The 18280-nt window shown below is 72.5% G+C and carries 21 protein-coding genes; 7 read left to right on the top strand and 14 right to left on the bottom strand.

The features are described from left to right. The first annotated feature begins 225 nt into the window (after positions 1–225). The 3 genes from QWJ13_RS33845 (at position 226) to QWJ13_RS33835 (ending at position 2512) form a co-directional block, all read left to right on the top strand. Positions 226–684, top strand: a complete 459-nt coding sequence (locus QWJ13_RS33845) for a MarR family winged helix-turn-helix transcriptional regulator (RefSeq protein ID WP_316529528.1) — start codon at positions 226–228, stop codon at positions 682–684. Positions 685–876: 192 nt separating this feature from the next. Next, the gene (locus QWJ13_RS33840; protein ID WP_316529526.1) at positions 877–2067 is read left to right on the top strand and encodes an MFS transporter; all 1191 of its coding nucleotides are present in this window, start codon (positions 877–879) and stop codon (positions 2065–2067) included. Positions 2068–2089: 22 nt separating this feature from the next. Continuing rightward, positions 2090–2512, top strand: a complete 423-nt coding sequence (locus QWJ13_RS33835) for a GlcG/HbpS family heme-binding protein (RefSeq protein ID WP_316529524.1) — start codon at positions 2090–2092, stop codon at positions 2510–2512. 360 nt (positions 2513–2872) lie between these two features. On the opposite strand, the gene QWJ13_RS33830 is transcribed toward QWJ13_RS33835, so the two are convergent. The 4 genes from QWJ13_RS33830 to QWJ13_RS33815 all read right to left on the bottom strand — a co-directional run bounded on the left by QWJ13_RS33830 (position 2873) and on the right by QWJ13_RS33815 (position 6202). Next, entirely contained in the window at positions 2873–4177 is a 1305-nt protein-coding gene (locus QWJ13_RS33830; protein WP_316529522.1) for a M14 family zinc carboxypeptidase, read from the bottom strand. Between the two features lie 68 nt (positions 4178–4245). Then, positions 4246–4701, bottom strand: a complete 456-nt coding sequence (locus QWJ13_RS33825; RefSeq protein ID WP_316529521.1) for an ATP-binding protein — start codon at positions 4699–4701, stop codon at positions 4246–4248. 108 nt (positions 4702–4809) lie between these two features. Beyond that, on the bottom strand, positions 4810–5205 hold the full coding sequence (locus tag QWJ13_RS33820) for an STAS domain-containing protein (RefSeq protein ID WP_316529518.1): 396 nt from the start codon (positions 5203–5205) through the stop codon (positions 4810–4812). A gap of 73 nt (positions 5206–5278) precedes the next feature. Beyond that, positions 5279–6202, bottom strand: coding sequence for a SigB/SigF/SigG family RNA polymerase sigma factor (locus QWJ13_RS33815; protein ID WP_316529516.1), 924 nt, complete (start codon positions 6200–6202; stop codon positions 5279–5281). 168 nt (positions 6203–6370) lie between these two features. Here QWJ13_RS33815 and QWJ13_RS33810 point away from each other — a divergent pair, with 168 nt between their 5' ends. Further along, a complete protein-coding gene (locus QWJ13_RS33810) occupies positions 6371–6769 on the top strand; it encodes a tautomerase family protein (protein WP_316529514.1) in 399 nt (132 codons plus the stop codon). Here the strand turns inward: QWJ13_RS33810 and QWJ13_RS33805 are convergent. From QWJ13_RS33805 to QWJ13_RS33795, 3 genes are all read right to left on the bottom strand, one after another. Then, a complete protein-coding gene (locus QWJ13_RS33805; RefSeq protein ID WP_316529512.1) occupies positions 6766–7059 on the bottom strand; it encodes a DUF7701 domain-containing protein in 294 nt (97 codons plus the stop codon). The two genes, QWJ13_RS33810 and QWJ13_RS33805, sit on opposite strands and share 4 nt — an antisense overlap. Next, on the bottom strand, positions 7056–7544 hold the full coding sequence (locus tag QWJ13_RS33800) for a RipA family octameric membrane protein (RefSeq protein ID WP_316529511.1): 489 nt from the start codon (positions 7542–7544) through the stop codon (positions 7056–7058). Before QWJ13_RS33800 ends, QWJ13_RS33805 begins: the two co-directional genes overlap by 4 nt. A gap of 161 nt (positions 7545–7705) precedes the next feature. After that, a complete protein-coding gene (locus QWJ13_RS33795; protein WP_316529509.1) occupies positions 7706–10417 on the bottom strand; it encodes an AfsR/SARP family transcriptional regulator in 2712 nt (903 codons plus the stop codon). 319 nt (positions 10418–10736) lie between these two features. Here QWJ13_RS33795 and QWJ13_RS33790 point away from each other — a divergent pair, with 319 nt between their 5' ends. Beyond that, positions 10737–12119, top strand: a complete 1383-nt coding sequence (locus tag QWJ13_RS33790; RefSeq protein ID WP_316529507.1) for a uracil-xanthine permease family protein — start codon at positions 10737–10739, stop codon at positions 12117–12119. 143 nt (positions 12120–12262) lie between these two features. Next, a complete protein-coding gene (locus tag QWJ13_RS33785) occupies positions 12263–12982 on the top strand; it encodes a polysaccharide lyase family protein (protein ID WP_316529504.1) in 720 nt (239 codons plus the stop codon). Between the two features lie 95 nt (positions 12983–13077). Here the strand turns inward: QWJ13_RS33785 and QWJ13_RS33780 are convergent, their stop codons facing one another. Together QWJ13_RS33780 and QWJ13_RS33775 are read right to left on the bottom strand one after the other, a co-directional pair. Further along, positions 13078–13566, bottom strand: coding sequence for a GNAT family N-acetyltransferase (locus QWJ13_RS33780; RefSeq protein ID WP_316529502.1), 489 nt, complete (start codon positions 13564–13566; stop codon positions 13078–13080). 99 nt (positions 13567–13665) lie between these two features. Further along, positions 13666–14484: a class I SAM-dependent methyltransferase gene (locus QWJ13_RS33775; protein WP_316529500.1), complete on the bottom strand. Its 819-nt coding sequence runs from the start codon at positions 14482–14484 to the stop codon at positions 13666–13668. Positions 14485–14610: 126 nt separating this feature from the next. On the opposite strand from QWJ13_RS33775, the gene QWJ13_RS33770 reads away from it, so the two are divergent. Beyond that, entirely contained in the window at positions 14611–15168 is a 558-nt protein-coding gene (locus tag QWJ13_RS33770; protein WP_316529497.1) for a TetR/AcrR family transcriptional regulator, read from the top strand. 62 nt (positions 15169–15230) lie between these two features. Here QWJ13_RS33770 and QWJ13_RS33765 read toward each other — a convergent pair whose 3' ends face one another. The 5 genes from QWJ13_RS33765 to QWJ13_RS33745 all read right to left on the bottom strand — a co-directional run bounded on the left by QWJ13_RS33765 (position 15231) and on the right by QWJ13_RS33745 (position 17754). Next, positions 15231–15401, bottom strand: a complete 171-nt coding sequence (locus tag QWJ13_RS33765) for a hypothetical protein (RefSeq protein WP_316529495.1) — start codon at positions 15399–15401, stop codon at positions 15231–15233. A gap of 555 nt (positions 15402–15956) precedes the next feature. Next, entirely contained in the window at positions 15957–16169 is a 213-nt protein-coding gene (locus tag QWJ13_RS33760; protein WP_316529493.1) for a DUF397 domain-containing protein, read from the bottom strand. A 10-nt stretch (positions 16170–16179) separates the two neighbouring features. Continuing rightward, positions 16180–16392: a DUF397 domain-containing protein gene (locus QWJ13_RS33755; RefSeq protein ID WP_316529492.1), complete on the bottom strand. Its 213-nt coding sequence runs from the start codon at positions 16390–16392 to the stop codon at positions 16180–16182. A gap of 226 nt (positions 16393–16618) precedes the next feature. Continuing rightward, complete coding sequence (locus QWJ13_RS33750; protein ID WP_316529491.1) at positions 16619–16852, bottom strand: DUF397 domain-containing protein; 234 nt, start codon at positions 16850–16852, stop codon at positions 16619–16621. Then, on the bottom strand, positions 16849–17754 hold the full coding sequence (locus QWJ13_RS33745; protein ID WP_316529490.1) for a helix-turn-helix domain-containing protein: 906 nt from the start codon (positions 17752–17754) through the stop codon (positions 16849–16851). Before QWJ13_RS33745 ends, QWJ13_RS33750 begins: the two co-directional genes overlap by 4 nt. Positions 17755–18280: the final 526 nt, after the last annotated feature.

Below are 18280 nucleotides of genomic sequence, written 5' to 3'. Positions count from 1 at the left end.
GCGGCCTGCCCAAGACATGGCATGCCCGCGCCAGGCCGGTTGCCCGACACCGTAGGATCTGCTTTCCCCTCGCGTCAATGGTCTGAACCATTTGCGCCAAAACCCCGCGGTTACTGGGCAGTGCCCGACACGAGAGGTGCTTGTGCGAGCGCATTATGCGCTCTGGCCGGTATTTCGCCCCATGGCTTATCCTGGCCCCAGTCGCACCTGCAAGGAGGCCAGGCCATGACCGCCACGGACCCCGCGCTCACCGCCCTCGCCAGTGGCTGGGGCGCCCTGTCCCTCCTGCACGGCAGGATCGAGTCCCACATCGAGCGAGCCCTCCAGAGCGAGCACGACCTGAGCGTGCGGGAGTACTCGCTGCTGGACGTGCTCAGCCGCCAGCACGGGGGCGACGGCGGGCACCTCCAGATGAAGCAGGTCGCCGACGCGGTCGTGCTCAGCCAGAGCGCCACCACCCGCCTGGTCACCCGGCTGGAGGACCGCGGCCTGCTGGCGCGCTACCTGTGCCCGACCGACCGCCGCGGCATCTACACCGACGTCAGCGAGGACGGCCTGAAGCTGCTGGAGCGGGCCCGGCCGACCAATGACGCCGCCCTGCGCGAGGCGCTCGACGAGGCCGCCCGCAACCCCGAACTGGCCTCGCTGGTCAGGGCGGTGGAGGCGGTGGACGCCGCGCCGTAGCCGGCACCGGCCCCTCCCCCGGGCCCGGCCCGCCCCGAACCGCATGGTTCGGGACGGGCCGGGCCCGGTCGCGTTCACCCACCCTTCCCGTACCGCGCACCCCTTACCTGCGCTTGCACTTATCGCGCGTGTGCAACTATTGTTCAAGCACGCAAGGCGCTTACTCAAGCAATCACAGGAAGGGCTGGGCCCATGCCTCTCGCTCTCATCGCCCTGGCCATCGGCGCATTCGGGATCGGGACCACCGAGTTCGTGATCATGGGTCTGCTGCCCGAGATCGCCGGCGACTACGGCGTCTCCATCCCCCACGCGGGCCTGCTGGTCACCGGCTACGCCCTCGGCGTCGTCCTCGGCGCGCCGCTGATGACCGCCCTGGGCACCAGGATCGGCCGCAAGACCATGCTGATGCTGCTGATGGGCCTGTTCACCGCCGGGAACCTGCTCTCCGCCGCCGCCCCCTCCTTCGCCGTGATGCTGGCCGGGCGCATCGTCACCTCGCTCGCCCACGGCGCCTTCTTCGGCATCGGCTCCGTCGTCGCCGCCGAACTCGTCGCCCCGCAGAAGAAGGCCGGCGCCATCGCCACCATGTTCACCGGGCTGACCGTCGCCAACATCGTCGGCGTGCCGCTGGGCACCTTCACCGGCCAGGCCGTCGGCTGGCGCACCACCTTCGCCGCCGTCGCCGCGCTCGGCCTGATCGGACTGTTCGGCATCGCCAGGCTCGTCCCCGACCTGCCCCGCCCCGAAGGCGCCCACCTGCGCCGGGAGTTGACCGCCTTCCGCAACCCGCAGGTACTGCTCGCGATGGCGATGACCGTCCTCGGCTTCGGCGGGGTCTTCGCCGCGATCACCTACATCGCCCCGATGATGACCGACGTCGCCGGCTACGCCGACGGCTCCGTCACCTGGCTGCTGGTGCTGCTCGGCGTCGGCATGTTCCTCGGCAACCTGCTCGGCGGGCGCTACGCCGACCGCAAGCTGATGCCGATGCTCTACACCACCCTCGGCGGACTCACCGTGGCACTGGCGCTGTTCACCCTCACCGCCCACAACAAGGTGCTCGCCGCCGTCACCATCCTGCTGGTCGGCGCCCTCGGCTTCGCCACCGTCCCCCCGCTCCAGAAGCGGGTCCTGGACCAGGCCCACGGCGCCCCCACCCTCGCCTCCGCCGTCAACATCGGCGCCTTCAACCTCGGCAACGCGCTGGCCGCCTGGCTCGGCGGGCTCGTCATCTCCGCCGGCCTCGGCTACACCGCCCCCAACTGGGTCGGCGCCGCCCTCGCCGCCTCGGCCCTCGTACTGGCCCTGTGGTCCGCCGCCCTGGAGCGCCGCGGCCACGCCCCCGAGGCCGCCGAGGCCACCCCCGTCCTCGCCCACCACTGACACCCCACCAGGAGAACCACTCGTGAACACCGCCACCGCCGTCGCCCCGCTGACCACCGCCGACGCCGAGACCCTCGTCACCGCCGCCCACGCCGCCGCCGAGGCCGCCGGGGTCACGGTCAGCGTCACCGTCCTGGACGCGGGCGGCCACCTGCTCGCCTTCCGCCGCGACGACCGGGCCGTGCTGATATCCGGCGAGACCAGCACCCGCAAGGCCTACACCGCCCTCCAGACGAACGCCCCGACCGCCGACCTGGTCGAGCTGGTCAAGCCCGACGGCCCGTTCCACACCCTGCCCACCGCCCTGGACCGCCCGCTGCTGTTCATCCCCGGCGGCGTCCCCGTCCACCGCGACGGCCGCCTGATCGGCGCCATCGGCATCGGCGGCGCCGCCCCCGAGCAGGACCACGCCTTCGCCACCGCCGCGCTGCGCCTGATCGGCTGACACCCCGCCGCAGACCCCCGGGGCCGCAGGGCCTCCGGGGGCTTCCGGGGCTTCCGGAGCCGGAGGGGCGACCACCCGCCGCCACCGGTGGGACGGGAGCGGGCGGACGGGGATGCCGCGCCGGATCGGCGTGCCGCCGCGCAGGAGACCCGGGAGCCGTCCATGCCGCCGTCCGTCCGCCCGCCCCTCCCCCCGGCCCCCTCCGCCCCGGCCTCCCCCGGGGCGCTGCGGCGTCCGGGGCGCTGCGGCGTCCGGGGCGCTGCGGCGTCCGGGCCGCTGGTGCGAGGGTCCCGTTCGGGAAGAGCGCGCCGGGCCGGTCGGGCGGGTGCAGGCGCATATCGACACCGAGGGCGCGGACGTTCAGCGCCTCGGGTGGCGCAGGGCTACGGCGGCGCGGACGGTGGTGGCCTGGTGGGCGGCTTGGCGGGCGACGGGGAGCCAGACGGGGTGGAAGCGCTGCTGGTAGCGGGTGCGCCAGTCGTTCAGGAGGTGGTCGAAGAGGGCGGCCTGGGGGGCGTGGGCGGCGCGCAGGGCGCGGCGCAGCAGGGCGGCGGCGCGTACCGGCAGGCGGTGGGACCACAGGTCGATGCCGGTGAGGCGGGAGTCGGTCATCGGGGTGCGCAGGAGGCGGTGGCCGTGGACGTCGGGGTCCCATGCGTCGGCGAGTTGGTCCAGGGCGGTGAGCGGGGTGCGGGCGGCGCGCAGCAGGGGGGTGTCGGGGGTGGGCAGGTGGGGTCGGGCGGCGTCCAGGAGGGCGGTGAGGTGGGCGCCGCGTCGGCGTAGCCGGTCGGCGTGGGTGCGCAGGTGGTGGGGGGCGGCTTCGGCGGGGCGTGTGTCGCCGAGGCGGGTGCTGGTGAAGGCGGGGACTTCGATCAGGACGCTGTGGCCGCCGTGGCGTCGGGGGGCGAACCAGGTGCCGGCCCGGCCGCCGTCGGTGTGGGCGGTGGGGGTGAGCATGCCGGTGCTGCTCTCCTGGTGGTCGATGTGGTGGGGGGTCATCAGGTAGAGGCCGGGGGCGGATTCGTGCAGGTGGAAGGTGTCGTAGTTGCCGGCTTCGACGGGGATGCCGTGGTGGGCGGCGGAGCGGGTGAAGGGGGCGGTGAGGGGGGTGGGGTCGTCGGTGGCCTGGAGGAAGGTGCCGCCGATGTCGGTGCTGTGGAGGGAGAACTGGAGGGTGGGGCGCAGTTCGTCGATCAGGTCGAGCAGGGTGCGGCTTTCGGGGAGGTCGATGCCGATGGCGGGGGCCCATTCGGGCTGTTCGTCGGCGGCGGGGCGGTAGTAGTGGTCGTAGTAGGCGGACAGGGTGCGGGCGTGGCGGCTGGCTTCGGCGAGGTGGGCGCCGTCGGGGTCGAGGCAGAGCAGGAAGTGCCAGGTGAGGTCGGGGTGGGGGGTGGTGAGGGCGTGGTGGGCGAGGTCGGCGGTGGCGGCGCGGGCGGCGAATTCGTCGGCGTGGGCGCCTGAGACGACGAGGATGTGGTGGGGGCCGTGGCCGACGGTGAGCAGGGTGAGGGGGCGGCCGGCGCGGGAGGTGCCGATGGTGCGTACCCGGCACCGGTCGGGTCGTCGGTGGGCCAGTTGGTGGGCGGTGTCGGTGAGTTCGGTGAGGGTGGGGTAGCGGTCGTGGAGGTGGACGGCGCGGCCGGCGGGTGTGGTGGTGTCGGTCATTGCCGGTGTCCTGCCCCGGTGGTCGTGGCGGTAGTCGTGCCTGCCGTGGGAGGAGGGGTGGGCGCGGGTCAGTCGCGGGTGAGGCGCCCGGTGTCGAACTCGGCCCAGATCGTCTTGCCCTGGCCGTGCGGCTCGGCGCCCCAGCGGTCGGCGGTGCGCTGGACGATGAACAGGCCGTGGCCGCCGGGTAGGGCCGGTTCGTGCGGCAGGCGCAGCGCGGGCAGGGCCGGGCTGCGGTCGCTGACCTCCACCCGCAGGCGCCGGGCGGTGGCGTCCAGGACGAGTTCGAGGGGGCCGTCGCCGTGCAGCATGGCGTTGGCGACCAGTTCCGCGACCAGGAGGACGACGTCCATCGCGGCGTGGGGCGGGTACCAGTCGCCGACGGCCTCGGTGGTGAAGGCGCGGGCTCGGGCGACCGGTTTGGGGAGCCCGGCCAGGGGCAGGCGTCGGCGCTGGCCGCCGGGCGGCAGCGCGGGGCCTGCTTGGTGCGCGTCGCCGTCCAGGGTTCCCCGGCTCATCGTCATGTGAGGGCACCCTTTCGGATCGACGGCGGTTCGCATGGTCGGTTTCCCGGCGCTTTCGGGATTATGCCTGCCCGTGGGCCGGGTGGACGCCCGTGCGGTGCGCGTGGTTCAGGCGGCCAGGGCGGACTCGGCGGTCTCGTGGATGGAGAACACCGCCCGGGTGCCGGTCAGTTCCAGGACCCGCATCACGGTGGGCGGCACGGCGGCCAGGTGCAGCCGTACGCCTTCCTCCCCCGCCGCGATGCGGGTTTTGAGCAGGAGGTTGAGGCCGGAGGAGTCGCAGAAGCCCACGTCGGCGAGGTCGATCACCACGGTGCCGGGCCGCTGGGCGAGCAGGGCGGTGAGGGTGTCGGCGGCGGGGGCGAGTGTTTCGATGTCGAGGTCCCCGGCCAGGGCGCACACCACCGCGCCGGCGGCGGCGGGGCGGGTGCGCACGGCCAGCTCCGCGCGGTAGGGGGAGGCCGCCGGCGCGAAGCCCCGCTGGTCGTCGTCGGATGGCATCATCGTCGTCCCCTCCATGTCCGTGCCCTCCGACCTTACGAAAGGCGGCGCCCGGCGGCCAAGCAGGGGCCCCGCCTCAGTCTTCTTCCAGGCCCTCGCGCAGGCGTCGCAGGGTGCGGGCGAGCAGGCGGGAGACGTGCATCTGGGACAGCCCCAGGCGGGCGCCGATCTGCGACTGCGTCAGGTCCTCGCAGAAGCGCATCGACAGGATCAGCCGCTCGCGCTCCGACAGGGCGCCGACCAGCGGCTTGAGTGCCACCAGGTCCTCGACCCGGGACAGCTCCGGGTCGTCCTCGCCCAGGCGTTCGCCCAGCGGGCCGGGGCGGTCGTCGTCCTCGGTGCCGGTGTCCAGCGAGCCCGCGGTGTGCCCGTTCGCCGCGGTCAGGCCCTCGACCACCTCCTCCTGGGGGATGTCCAGGTGGGCGGCCAGCTCGGCCACCGTGGGGGCCCGGTCCAGCTCCTGCGCGAGGCGTTCCTGGGCTTTGGCCAGGACGATCCGCAGCTCCTGGAGGCGGCGGGGCACGTGCACGGCCCAGGTGGTGTCGCGGAAGTGGCGGCGGATCTCACCGAGGACGGTGGGCAGGGCGAAGGTGGTGAACTCGACGCCGACGTCGGGGTCGAAGCGGTCGATGGCCTTGATCAGGCCGACCGCGCCGACCTGGAGCAGGTCCTCCTGCGGTTCGCGGTGCGCGTTGAAGCGGCGGATCGCGAACCGGACCAGGGACAGGTTCATCTCCACCAGGGTGGCCCGCACGTAGGAGTACTCCCGGGTGCCCTCTTCCAGCGCGGCCAGGCGGCGCAGCAGTACCCGGGTGAGTTCGCGGGCGTCGGCGGGCGTGACTTCCGTCAGGTCGTCGGCCGCGGCGAGCTCGGGCGGCAGCAGGTCGCGCAGCTGATCGCGCGGCAGGTCGGGCGCCGCCTCGGCGGGGGCGGCCGTGCGGGACGGGTCCTGCGCCGAGGAAGCGGCGCAGGCGGGCAGTTCACCGGTGGTCGCGGCCATGGGTTTCCTCTCCTCGGGGGTCGGCACGGTCGAACGCCCCGGCTACCCCGTACGGGCCGATCGATGCAGCCCACCCGCGTGGAGGTTTGGTGAATCCGCCGCCGGTGCCCGGCCCGGGGCCTGTACCTACTGGTATGTACGGGTGAGTCTCGGAGAGGGAGCCGTTCCATGCCGTTCGTCCGCATCGATGCGCTGGGAGCCGACCCGAAGCGGCTGGACGCCCTCGGGCGCGCCGTGCACCAGGCCCTGACGGAGACGATCGGCATCCCGCCCGACGACCATTTCCAGGTGCTGGTCGGCCACGACGGCGTCACCGGCACGCTGCGCTTCGGCGACTACCTGGGCGTGCGGCGGGACGAGGGGATCGTGTACGTGTCGATCACGCTGCGGGCCGGGCGCCCGGCGGAGCTCAAGCGGGCCCTGTACCGGCGGATCGCCGAGCTCGCCCACGCGTACGCGGGCACCGAGCCGCGCAACGTGTTCGTCGTCCTCACCGAGAACGCGCCGATCGACTGGTCGCTGGGCCACGGCCTGGCCCAGTACGACCCGGAGCCTGCGGAGTCCTAGGGTTGTCGGAGCCGGCGGGCGGCGGTGCGGATGGCCAGGGTGTACGGGGCGTCCAGGGCGCGGGTGGCGGCGTCGAGGTCGTCGAAGGGCACCAGGGACTTGTGGGTGTCGTCGGTGGTCTGGGTCCAGGCCGTCCAGGCGTTGTGGACGTCCTCGTCGGTGACCTGCTCGCCCTTGGCCTGGAGCAGCACGGCGTAGATGCGGAACAGGTCGTCACAGCCCGCCGGGGGTCTGGCTTCCGCGGGCAGGCAGGCGCGGATCAGGTCGGCGATCGGGTCGAGGTGGCTCATGCGGCCAGTGTGCCGCCGGCGAGGGTGCCGGTGAGCAGGATCAGGTGGGCTGCCGCGAAGATGATCGGCACGGCCCGTTCGGTGGTGCCCAGTTCGGTGTAGTGCCGGTGGTGGAGGCGCCCGGGCGCCTCGGGGTTGCGCAGGATGTCCCACTCGTCGGTGTAGATCTGCGCCGGCAGCTTCTTCTCCAGGCGGTTGATGACCAGGAACTTGGCGCCGTTGAGGTCCCGGTAGCTGCGCAGCTGCATCCACCAGGCGCCGGAGAGGGTGATGCCGGCCAGCGCCACGGCCGTCGCCACCCACCACGGGGACTCGGAGAGCTTGGGTATGCCGAAGCCGATCAGGGTGACCAGCGCGGTCTGGACGGACAGGAAGAAGGTGTTGGCGCTGCCCCGGCGCTCGGAGACCCGGTCGGTCATCTCCACGGCGAGCAGGTACAGCTCCATCAGTTCGGACCGACGGCCCGGCTCCGGCGGCGTGGTCATCGCACACTCCCTCGGCAGATGGTGTGCCGGATTCCCCCGATGCCTCCATCCTTCCCGCCCCGCCGCCCCGCCAGTGCTGCACATGCCATGGGGCGGAAGGGCAGGGCGCGGACAGAAGGGCCGGGCGCGGGCGGTGGTGACGGCGTACGAGACGGGGCTGGTCACGGCGGGGGCGCCGGCCTCCCCCGGTCCGTGAGGGCGGGCGGGGCGGGCAGGGCGTCCAGGGCGGCGCGGGCCTGGGCCTCGCCCTCCCCGTACTGGTGGGCTTGGGCCAGGCGCAGGGCGGCGTCGAGTTGGCGGGCCGCTTCCCGGTGGTGGCCGGTGGCGGCCAGGGCCCGGCCGTGGAGGGTCTGGAGGACGATGCGGCGGGTGACCGGGAAGGGCGGGTCGGCGACGGCCAGGCCGTGGGCGGCGTGGTGGGCGGCTTCCTCGGGGGCGCCGTCGGCCAGGCAGCGGCCGGCCAGGTGGAGGCGGGCGAGGGCGACGAGGTCGGCGCGTGCGGCGTGTTCGGCGAGGGTGAGGGCCTGGGTCAGCAGGCCGGCGACCCGGGTGCGGGCGTGCGCCTCGCCGTGGCGCGCGAGGGCGAGGGCGAGGTTCACCAGGGCGACGGCCTGGGCGGTGGTGTCGCCGGCCCGGGCGGCGAGGTCGGGGGCGCGTTCCAGGTGGACGAGGGCCTGCTCGGGGTGCCCTTCCTCCAGCAGGACCCAGCCCAGCAGGGCCCGGGCGCGGGACTGGGCGCCGGGGTCGCGGTCGGCTTCGGCGGCGGCCAGGCCGTGTTCGAGCAGCGGTACCCAGCCGTCGCGGACCTGCCAGACGATCAGCGGCCACTGGAGCAGCACCAGGCGCCAGGCGCGGTCGTGCAGTCCGGCGGCGACGGCCGCCAGGGCCGCGCCGCGCAGGGTGTCGCGTTCGGCGGCGTACCAGGCCAGGGCGCTCGCCCGGTCGGGGAAGGGGCGCACCTCGGCGGGGCGGCGGGTGCCGGGCGGCAGGGCGCAGCACGGTTCGCTGCCGGGTTCGGCGGCGGCGCAGGCGGTGAGCAGGGTGTTGAGGAGGTGGTCGAGCAGGCGGGGCAGGACGTCGGTGTCGGTGTCGCCGGGCAGGCTGCGGGCGTAGAGGCGGACGAGGTCGTGCAGGGTGTAGGCGTCGCGGCCGATCTGGACGATCAGGTGGGCGGTGGCCAGTTGGGCGAGGGCGTCGGCGGCCTGGTCGGGGCGGCAGCCGGCCAGGGCGGCGGCGGTGCGGCTGTCGAGGGTGGTGCCGGTGTGGGCGCCCAGGCGGCGGAAGGTGCGGCGGGCGTCCTCGCTGAGGTGTTGGACGGTCAGGGCGAGGGCGGCGGCGACGCTGGTGTCCTCGACGTCCAGGAGGTCCAGGCGGTCCTGTTCGTCGGCGAGTTCGTCGGCGAGGGCGGCCAGGTCGCGGGCGGGGCCGGTGGCCAGGCGGGCGGCGGCCAGGCGCAGGGCGAGCGGCAGGCCGTCGCACAGGCGGGTGAGGCGTTCGGCGGCCTCGGGTTCGGCGGCGACCAGGTCGGGGCCGAGGGTGGCGGCGAGCAGGGTGACGGCCTGGGGGGAGGAGAGTTCGGCGAGTGGGACGGGGCGGGCGGCGTCGGAGGCGACGAGGCCGCCGAGGCGGTCGCGGCTGGTGACCAGGGTGACGCAGTGGTCGCCGTCGGGCAGCAGCGGGCGGACTTGTTCGGAGCGGCGGGCGTTGTCCAGGACGATCAGCATCCGGCGGGTGGCGGTGAGTTCGCGGTAGCGGGCGGCCATCGCCTCGGGGGTGGCGGGCATCTGCTCGGCGGGCAGTCCGAGGGCGAGCAGCAGTTCGCGCAGGACGGCGGCGGTGTCGCGTTCGGGCAGCGGGCTGTGGCCGCACAGGTCGACGAAGAGCCGGCCGTCGGGGAAGTCCTGGCGGCGGTGGTGGGCCCAGTAGACGGCGAGGGTGGTCTTGCCGACGCCGGCGCCGCCGGTGAGCACGGCGACGGCGCCGGGGGTGGCGGTGGCCCGGTCGAGGGCGTCCAGTTCGTCCTGGCGGCCGGCGAAGCCGCGCGGGCGGCGGGGGAAGGGCCAGGGGGTGGGGGGCCGTACGGGGGTGGCGGGGTGTCCGGGTTGCGGTGCGGGGGCGGGGCGGGGCGTCGGGGTGCCGGTGCGCAGCAGGTGGTCGTAGGCCTGGGTGAGTTCCGGCCCGGGGTCGATGCCGAGTTCCTCGGCCAGGGCCTTGCGGGTGCGGTGGAACCAGTCCAGGGCCTCGGAGCGGCGTCCGGCGCGGCCGAGGGCGTGGATCAGGTCGGCGACGAGCGGCTCGCGCAGCGGGTTGGCGGTGGCTTCGGTGTGCAGCAGGTGGGCGGCGGTGCCGTGGTCGCCGAGGCGGCTGTGGGCGCGGGCCAGGTCCGCGGTGGCGGTCAGCCGTTGTTCTTCCAGGGCGCGGGCGGCGCAGCGCAGTGGCAGGCCGGCGGTGGTGCCGGCCAGGGCGGGGCCGTGCCACAGGGCGAGGGCTTGGCGCAGGGTGGCGGCGGCTTGGGTGTCGCTCTGGGTGCGGGCGCGGGCCGTCAGGTGCTCGAAGCGGGTGGTGTCCACCGCCGCGTCGGGTGTGCGCAGCTGGTAGGCGCCGCCCGCGGTGACGAGTTCGATGCCGGCGGCGGGGGCGTCGTGGGTGGTGAGCAGGGCGCGCAGGGCGGAGACGTGGTTGTGGATGACGGTGCGCGAGTGGCGGGGCGGGTCTTCGTCCCAGAGGGCTTCGGTGAGCCGTTCGACGGTGACCGGCGCTCCGGGGTTGAGGAGCAGCATGGCCAGCAGGCTGCGGCGTTTGGCGGATCCGGCGGCGAGTTCCCGGCCGTCCGCGGCCAGGACGGCCACCGAGCCCAGCAGTCGGAACTCCACGCACCCCCCAGGTGAAAGACGACAAGCATATGACAGTAGGCGATCTGGCGAACGCGGAGCGTCGCGCGGTCGGTGTCGCGCGGCGGGCCGGGCCCGAGGCTCTGTGGGGGCCGGGCCGTAGCCATCGCGGAGGCTGAGGCGCAGCCGGGGCCGTGGTCCGCGTGTGGTGGCCGTAAGATCCCCCAAGCATCAGGCCCCGTCCGGCCCCCACCGCACGTCTGCGCAGCTCACGCGGGTGCGTGTGATCGCCGGAACTCCCGGCGGCCGGGAAAATGGTGCGAACGGTTCTTCGGAAGTACAGAGAAAGCGATACCTCACCATGGATCTCGGCGTGCGCTGGAAGCTGCACGGTGACGGGCGCACGCCCGCACCGGGGGCGGTGGTCCGCCCCGATGAACGGCTCTCCTGGCCCCGCACGGTAGGGCTCGGCGCCCAGCACGTGGTGGCGATGTTCGGGGCGAGCTTCGTGGCGCCCGTGCTGATGGGGCTGGACCCGAACCTCGCGATCATGATGTCCGGCGTGGCAACCGTGATCTTCCTGCTGGCCACCAAGGGCCGGGTGCCCAGCTACCTGGGCTGCTCGCTGTCCTTCGTGGGCGTGGCGGCGGTGATCCGGGCGCAGGGCGGCACCAGCGCGACGGTGACCGGCGCGGTGTTCGTGGTGGGTGTGGCGCTGTTCCTGGTGGGTGTGGCGGTCCAGAAGTTCGGGGCGCGGATCATCCACGCCGCGATGCCGCCGATCGTCACCGGCGCGGTGGTCATGCTGATCGGCTTCAACCTGGCCCCGGTGACCGCCTCGACGTACTGGCCGCAGGACCAGTGGACGGCGCTGCTGGTGATGCTGTTCACCGGTCTGGCCGTGGTGTGCCTGCGCGGCTTCTGGTCGCGGGTGGCGATCTTCCTGGGCCTGCTGTTCGGCTACGGGATCTCCTGGCTGTTCGACCGGGTCTTCGGGAAGATCCACTCGGTGGACGGCGGCGGGCACATGACCGACCACTGGCGCCTGGACCTGTCGGGCGTCGGCAAGGCGGACTGGCTCGGCCTGCCGACCTTCCACGGCCCGTCCTTCCAGTGGTCGGCGATCCTGGTGGCGCTGCCCGTGGTGATCGCGCTGGTCGCCGAGAACGCCGGGCACGTCAAGGCGGTCGGTGAGATGACCGGCTCGAACCTGGACGACAAGCTGGGCACCGCGATCTCCGCGGACGGCATCGGCTCGATGCTCTCCACCGCGGTCGGCGGCCCGCCGAACACCACGTACTCGGAGAACATCGGCGTCATGGCCGCCACCCGGGTCTACTCGACGGCCGCCTACTGGTGCGCGGCCGGCTTCGCGCTGCTGTTCGGCCTGTGCCCGAAGTTCGGCGCCATCGTGGCCGCGGTCCCCGGCGGGGTGCTCGGCGGGATCACCGTCATCCTGTACGGCATGATCGGCCTGCTGGGCGCGCAGATCTGGACCCGTGCCCAGGTGGACCTGCGCAATCCGCTGAACCTGGTGCCGGCCGCGGCGGGCATCATCATCGGCATCGGCAACGTCACCATGAAGTTCACCGACACCTTCAGCCTCAGTGGCATCGCGCTGGGCACCCTGGTGGTCATCACCGGCTACCACACGCTGCGGGCGCTGGCCCCGGCGCACCTCAAGGCGCAGGAGCCGCTGCTGGACGAGGGCACCTCCTCGTACGACGAGGAGAAGCCCTCGTAGCCGGTTTTCGCGGCGGGGTCGAACGAGGCCGGCGGAAGTGTCCGAAAAGGATCTTCCGCCGGCCTCTTCGTCTGGTCGGGCGGGGTCGGTCGGTGGTCGAATCACTGCCCGTCCGTATCGGCACTCATCCCCCGGGGAGAGGCATGTCCCTTCTGTCCCACCGCCGCAAGGCCGCTGCCGCGGCCGCCGTCGCCACCTTCGCGATCACCTGGGCCGGGGTGACGCCCAGCAGCGCGGCCGGCACCGTCCTGTGGACGCCGAGCACCGGCAAGGGCCCGTCCTCGTTCTCGGCGGTCCAGTGCGCGGCCGGCAACTTCGGAGTGGTGAAGGACTCCGTCAAGGGCAGCGTGTGGCACGCCTTCCAGGCGGCCGGCGAGGAGCGCTGCGAGACGCTCAGCCCGGACCTGAAGGAGGGCGACACCTTCTACCTGGGCTGGTCGTCCAAGATGGACGTCAAGGACACCGAGAGCCGCTACGTCTTCCAGCTCAAGTGCTCGCCGAGCACCGACACGGCCAACCACCCGATCGAGATCGACATCCTCAACGGGCGCCTGCGGCTCCAGGAGTGGGACATCAACCACGCCTCGCACTCGCTGTGGACGGCGCAGACGGCCAACAACACATGGCACTCGTACGCGCTCAAGATCCGGCTGGGGCGCACGGACGGGACGATCGACTTCTGGTTCGACGGGGTGAAGCAGACCTTCACGACGGGCTCGGGGACGTTCACGGGCACCACCTGGGACGGCGACCGCAACTACCTCAAGTGGGGCTCGTACCACCTCTCCTCGGGGGACGCGACGAACACCTTCACCAGCCCGGTGATGGCGACGACGCTGGAGGCGGCCACCGCCGGCTCGTAAGGCTGTGGGCCCGGACCGCTACGACAACGTGCGGTCCGGGCCCGCGGGTTCATCCGGGGTGACAGCGGCCGGCGGTTACCGGCCAGGCTGCGGCGTCAGGGCAGGCGCTTGCGCATCAGGACGCACACCGTCTCGTGGCGCCGGACCGTGCCGTCCTCGGCCACCACGTTCCAGGAGTCCGGCTCGCGGCCGTACTCGCGGTAGCCCAGGCGCTCGTACAGGGCGCGGGCGCGCGGGTTGTCCTCCTCCACGCCGAGTTCGGCGCGGGCCAGGCCCCGGGCGGTGATCCGCCGCTCGGCGGAGCGGATCAGCAGGGTGCCGATGCCGCAGGAGCGCAGCGCCGGGTGGACGCCGAGCTGCCAGATCTCGCCGGCGCCGGGCTTGACGGTGTAGTCGACGCCGCAGACCGCCACCGGGAAGCCGACCGGCGTGCAGACCGCCAGGTAGTCGATCTCGCCGGCCTCGGCGCGGCGGAGCTGGTCGGCGAGTTGGCGCACGTGCAGGGCGTCGCCGGCCCAGCCGCAGGACGGCAGGTCCGCGTGGGTCAGGTCGCGGACCGACAGCCGGAACCTGATCTCGGTCATCGCCGCTCCCCCTTCGGCTCCCACGCTCGGTCTTCTGTCATTTCAGCAGGCGAATTCCCTTTCCGTCCAAGGGGTTTCGTCGGCCCGGGCGGTGGGCGTTCACGGGCGGGTGGCGGTGACCAGCCAGGCGGCGGTGCGCAGGTGGACGCCGGCGGGCCGTTCGTACGGGGCGAGGGCGGCCATCAGGGCGGCGCGGACGTCGGCTTCGCCGAGCCGGCTCGCCAGGTGCCGGCCGGGGCCGGAGCCGAGGAGGTGCCCGGCGGCGTCGGCGGCGTCGCGGCCGAAGTGCCCGGCGGCGTCGACAGCTTCGGTGCGCACCTTCGTGAAGCCGGCCGCGCCGAGGACGCGGCGGATCTCGGCGGGGTCGGCGAGCGAGAACATCCCCGAGGCGGCCTCCTGCGGTGGGAGGGGCAGGGCGGCGTACGCCGCGTCGTACGCGCGCATCCACTCGCACCGCTTCGGGTCGGCGACGCAGACGAAGGCGAGCCGGCCGCCGGGGCGCAGGGCGCGGGCGATGTTGCCGAAGGCGGCGACGGGGTCCTCGAAGAACATCACCCCGAAGCGGCTGATCGCGACATCGAAGGCGGCGGGCGGCAGGGGGTGGACCTGGGCGTCGCCCTGTTCGAAGGAGATGTTGTCCTCGGCGGCCAGGGCGCGGGCCCGGGCGAGCATCGGCGCGGAGAGGTCCAGGCCCAGGGCGGCGCCCTGTGCGGCGGCGCGGGCGGCGAGCCGGGTGGTCTGGCCGGCGCCGCAGCCGACATCGAGGACGTGGTCGCCGGGGGCGATCGCGGCGGCGGCGAGCAGGGGCTGGTCGAAGCCTTCGTTGACGGCGTTCCAGCGGTCGTGGTGGTCGCTCCAGTACTGGCCTTCGTCGCCGTTCCAGGCCTGGGACTGTGCGGAGTTGACGGGCTGACGCATGGTGGGTCGCTCCTGCCGGAGAGCTAGTATGGGCATCTGCCCATTCAAGGTATGGGCGATCGCCCATACTGGCAAGCGTGTTCTGGAGGTCCCCTGATGTCACCGCGCGGCGTAGCGATCCCGGACGTGAGGGAGCGGCTGTTCGCGGCGGCCGAGCGCGTGCTCGCCCGCGAGGGGGCGGCGGGGCTGACCAACCGGGCCGTCACGGAGGAGGCGGGGCTCGCGAAGGGGCTGCTGTACAGCCACTTCGCGGACCTGGACGACTTCGTGGCGCAGCTGGTGCTGGACCGCTTCGAGGCGATCGCCGCCGAGGTCGCGGGGCTGCCGGAGCGGGCGGGGAGCGGGGAGGTTCGGGAGAACCTGACGGGCGCGGCGCTCGCGCTGCTGGGGACGAACGGGCCGGCGGTCGCGGCGGCGGCGCTGTCGCGGAGCGCGGTCGCGGAGCGGGTGCGCCAGGCGTGGGAGGGCGGGGCGCCGGGGCCGGGCGCGGTCGAGGAGGCGATGGCGCGGTACGTGGAGGCGGAGCAGCGCCTCGGCCGGATGGCGGCGGAGGTTGACGGGGCGATGCTCGCGCTGGCGATCACGGGGACGGTGCACCATCTGCGGATGCACGGCAGCGCGCTGCCTGATGACAACCCGGAGTTGGTCCGCCGCCTGGTCGCCGCGCTGGTGACGGTGCCCTGACGGGGAGGGTCGCAGGCCCGGGCCGCATGCACGGTCCGGGCCTGCGGGTTCGGTCGGAGCGTCTACGTCGCGAGCGGCAGGCACACCGCGTAGACCGTGATGTCCCCGAGTCCGCTGATGGTGGAGACGGTCGCGGTCCAGGTGTTGTTACCCGAGGGGTAACTGTCGCCTGCCTCGATGCCGTTGGAGTTGACGCCGCCGCCGGTGATGGTGGTGCCGGCGGGGCACTGCACGGAGCCGGTGAGGGTGGTTGCCGTCGAGAAGGTCTGGGAGACGATCTGGGTCGGCTGGATCGCTCCCCCGGTACCAGGCGGGCCGGGCGGACCGGGCGGACCGGGCGGGCCGGCGGGTCCCTGCGGGCCGGTCGCACCGGGGGTGCCGGGCGGACCAGGCGGACCGGGAGGTCCGGGAGGTCCGGGAGGTCCGGGAGGTCCGGGCACCCCGGGGTTGGAGCAGGGGTGGTCGCAGCCGTGGCCGCCGCCGGATCCACCGCCCGCCTGGGCGTCCACGGTGAACGCGGTGGCGAGGAGGGCGGCAACCGCCACGGGCAGGCCGACGCGGCGAAGCCGCCGTCGAGTCATTGGTTCCAACGCTTCTCCTGAGAAAGGGGGAAGGCTGCGAATGCGGAATGAGGAGCCGCTCGCGTGGGACCACATGCAACCATCTGATTGCGTGCTCGCCTCGATGTCTAAGCCTCGTCGGCCGCAACACCATCCGGATGGCGCAGGGCCGCTGAACGGACCGCAGGCCCGGACCGAGGGACGGTCCGGGCCTGCGGTGACTGAGGATCAGAGGTCGCCGAACTCGCCACTGCGGACTGCGGCGACGAACGAACTCCAGGCCTCGGCCGGGAAGGTGAGGGCCGGGCCGTGGGGGTCCTTGGAGTTGCGGACGGGGGCCAGGCCGAGGAAGTCGGGGGCCACCTCGATGCAAGTCCCGCCGTTGTCGCTGTAGGAGGACTTGAACCACCGGGCGCCGGACAGGTTTACGCCGTCAGCCATGATGCTCCTCTCAGAGTTCACCGAACTCGCCACTGCGGATTGCGGTGACGAACGACCCCCAGGCCTCGGCAGCGAAGATCAGGGCCGGGCCCTGAGGGTCCTTGGAATCGCGGACTGGCACCACGCTGGGGAAGCCGGGTGCCACCTCGACGCAACTGCCGCCGTTGTTGCTGAAACTGCTCTTGAACCATGCAGCGCCAGACAGATCCACACCAGGGGTCACGACGTTCCTCTCAGGCTGGAGTCGATCGCGTTTCCGGACTTCTCTACCCGCCCATGACTCGGCCAACGCCCAGAGAGCGTCGGCTATGCGTCAGTTGACGATTTAGGTGGGCTTGCCGAAATTGTTGTGGGGCTACTTGCGTTCAGTGCCGCTGACAGGTGGTATGTAAGAGGTGGGTGGGCCCCGGCGGCGCTTTCGCCGGGGCCCACCCACCCGTCATTCACCGCTACGGCTGGATCGGGAACTCGCCCGCCTTGACGGCGTCAAGGAAGTTCTGGAACGCCGCAGGGGTGAACTCCAAGACCGGGCCACGCCGGTGCTGCTTGGTGTCGCGCACCGGGATGGTGCCGGCCGGGGTCACCCCGACCTCGACGCAGTTGCCATTCTCGCTGCTGCTGTAGCTGGACTTGGCCCAGCCGTAGCCGCCCTGGTCGAGGGTGGTGCCGTCGTGCATGGTCATCCTCTCAGTTGTCCCCAACTCGTACTGTTCGTCAGGGTTGCCTGCAAGTATGACCGCGTCGCCTGCGGGTCGAGCGCTTGGGACATAAGCAGCTCGAACTGACGGTTATGGCGAGCGAGCTTTGCCGGTTGGTCCTTGAAAGTCATTTCCTGCTCGACATAGGCCACGCCGTCACCAGGCAAGTCACTGAACAGGTAAACGGCGAACGGCCCAGTGGTTCCCACGTGGTAGCCGGAGCTATCAGTGAGAACCTGGATCGTGATGTTGTCCAACGCACACACCTCGATCAGATGCTCGATCTGGGCACGCATCAGGTTGGCGTCACCGACACACATCCGCAGCGCGGCCTCGCCGAGAATGAACCAGGCCTTCGGCGAACCTTCCCCGAAAAGTACCTGCTTGCGTCGCTCCGCGCGCTCGACGGCTTTGTCGAGCGGCAGCGGATTGTCTTCCTTCCAGCGGAACCTGGCGCTGGCGATGACCGCCTCGGTGTAGTCCGCGGTCTGCAACAGGCCCGGAATGATGCCTGGCTCCCAGTTCTTGACGAGCCTGGCGAGCTTCTCGGCCTCGACAAGGGCACCGAACGAGGGATGAACATCGAGCGCCGACCACCAGCCGTGCTCCTTGCTCTGTTTGGCCATCGCCCTGAGCGAGTCGGCAGTGGCCTGGTCCAGGCTGAACTGCGTGACCCACGAGTTCACATCGTGGACCTTGATGATGTTCTGGCCGGTCTCCAGACGGCGAACGATCGCAGCCGACAGGCCGAGGGCATCGCCGAGCTGTTCGCGGGTGAGCTTGTTGCGCTCGCGGATCCGGCGGAGCCGGCCGCCAAGGAGATGTCGAAGGAACGGCACGCCGGAGGGCCGCTCGTCCTGCTCTTCGCTTGTGACCTCTTCGTCCATGCCTCACCCCTATCAGCTGTCACTGATGCCTCGTCAAGTCTGCCGTCCGCCAGCGCTGAGCGCCAGTTAGTCGCTACCGTCAATTGACGGTAGCGACACGTGTTGCAATTCCGCCCCGAGTGCGAGACCGTAGCAGCGCGCTCACCAAGAGTTGCCATGCAAGCACCCTCGGTGATCTGTTCTATTGCCGTGCCCGCCGGGGGTTTCCCATGCATGAGCCACTGCGCCCTACCCTGCACCGGCCTCCCTGGCCGCCCTGATCCGGCGAAGATCCCCGCTCGCTGTGAAATTCAACCCGCCACACCCAGAGCAGAGTTGAGCACAAGTACCTCCGCCTTCCAGGGCACCCCCGCCCCCTCGGCTGACCACCACCCCCAGCACTCCCCTTGAGGCACATCACCATGCTCAAAACCCACCGCCCCCGCCCCCGCCCCTTCGTCGCGCGCCTCGACTCCGAGCCCGAATCCGCGCCCCTGGCCCGCTACTTGCTGCGCGCCTACCTGTCCGGCCTGCCCACCGGCGAGCG

The organism is Kitasatospora brasiliensis (genome assembly GCF_032654805.1).
Lineage (GTDB): Bacteria > Actinomycetota > Actinomycetes > Streptomycetales > Streptomycetaceae > Kitasatospora > Kitasatospora brasiliensis.
Note: the sequence above shows the minus strand (reverse complement) of the source record. Positions and strands in the feature narration are given on the sequence as shown.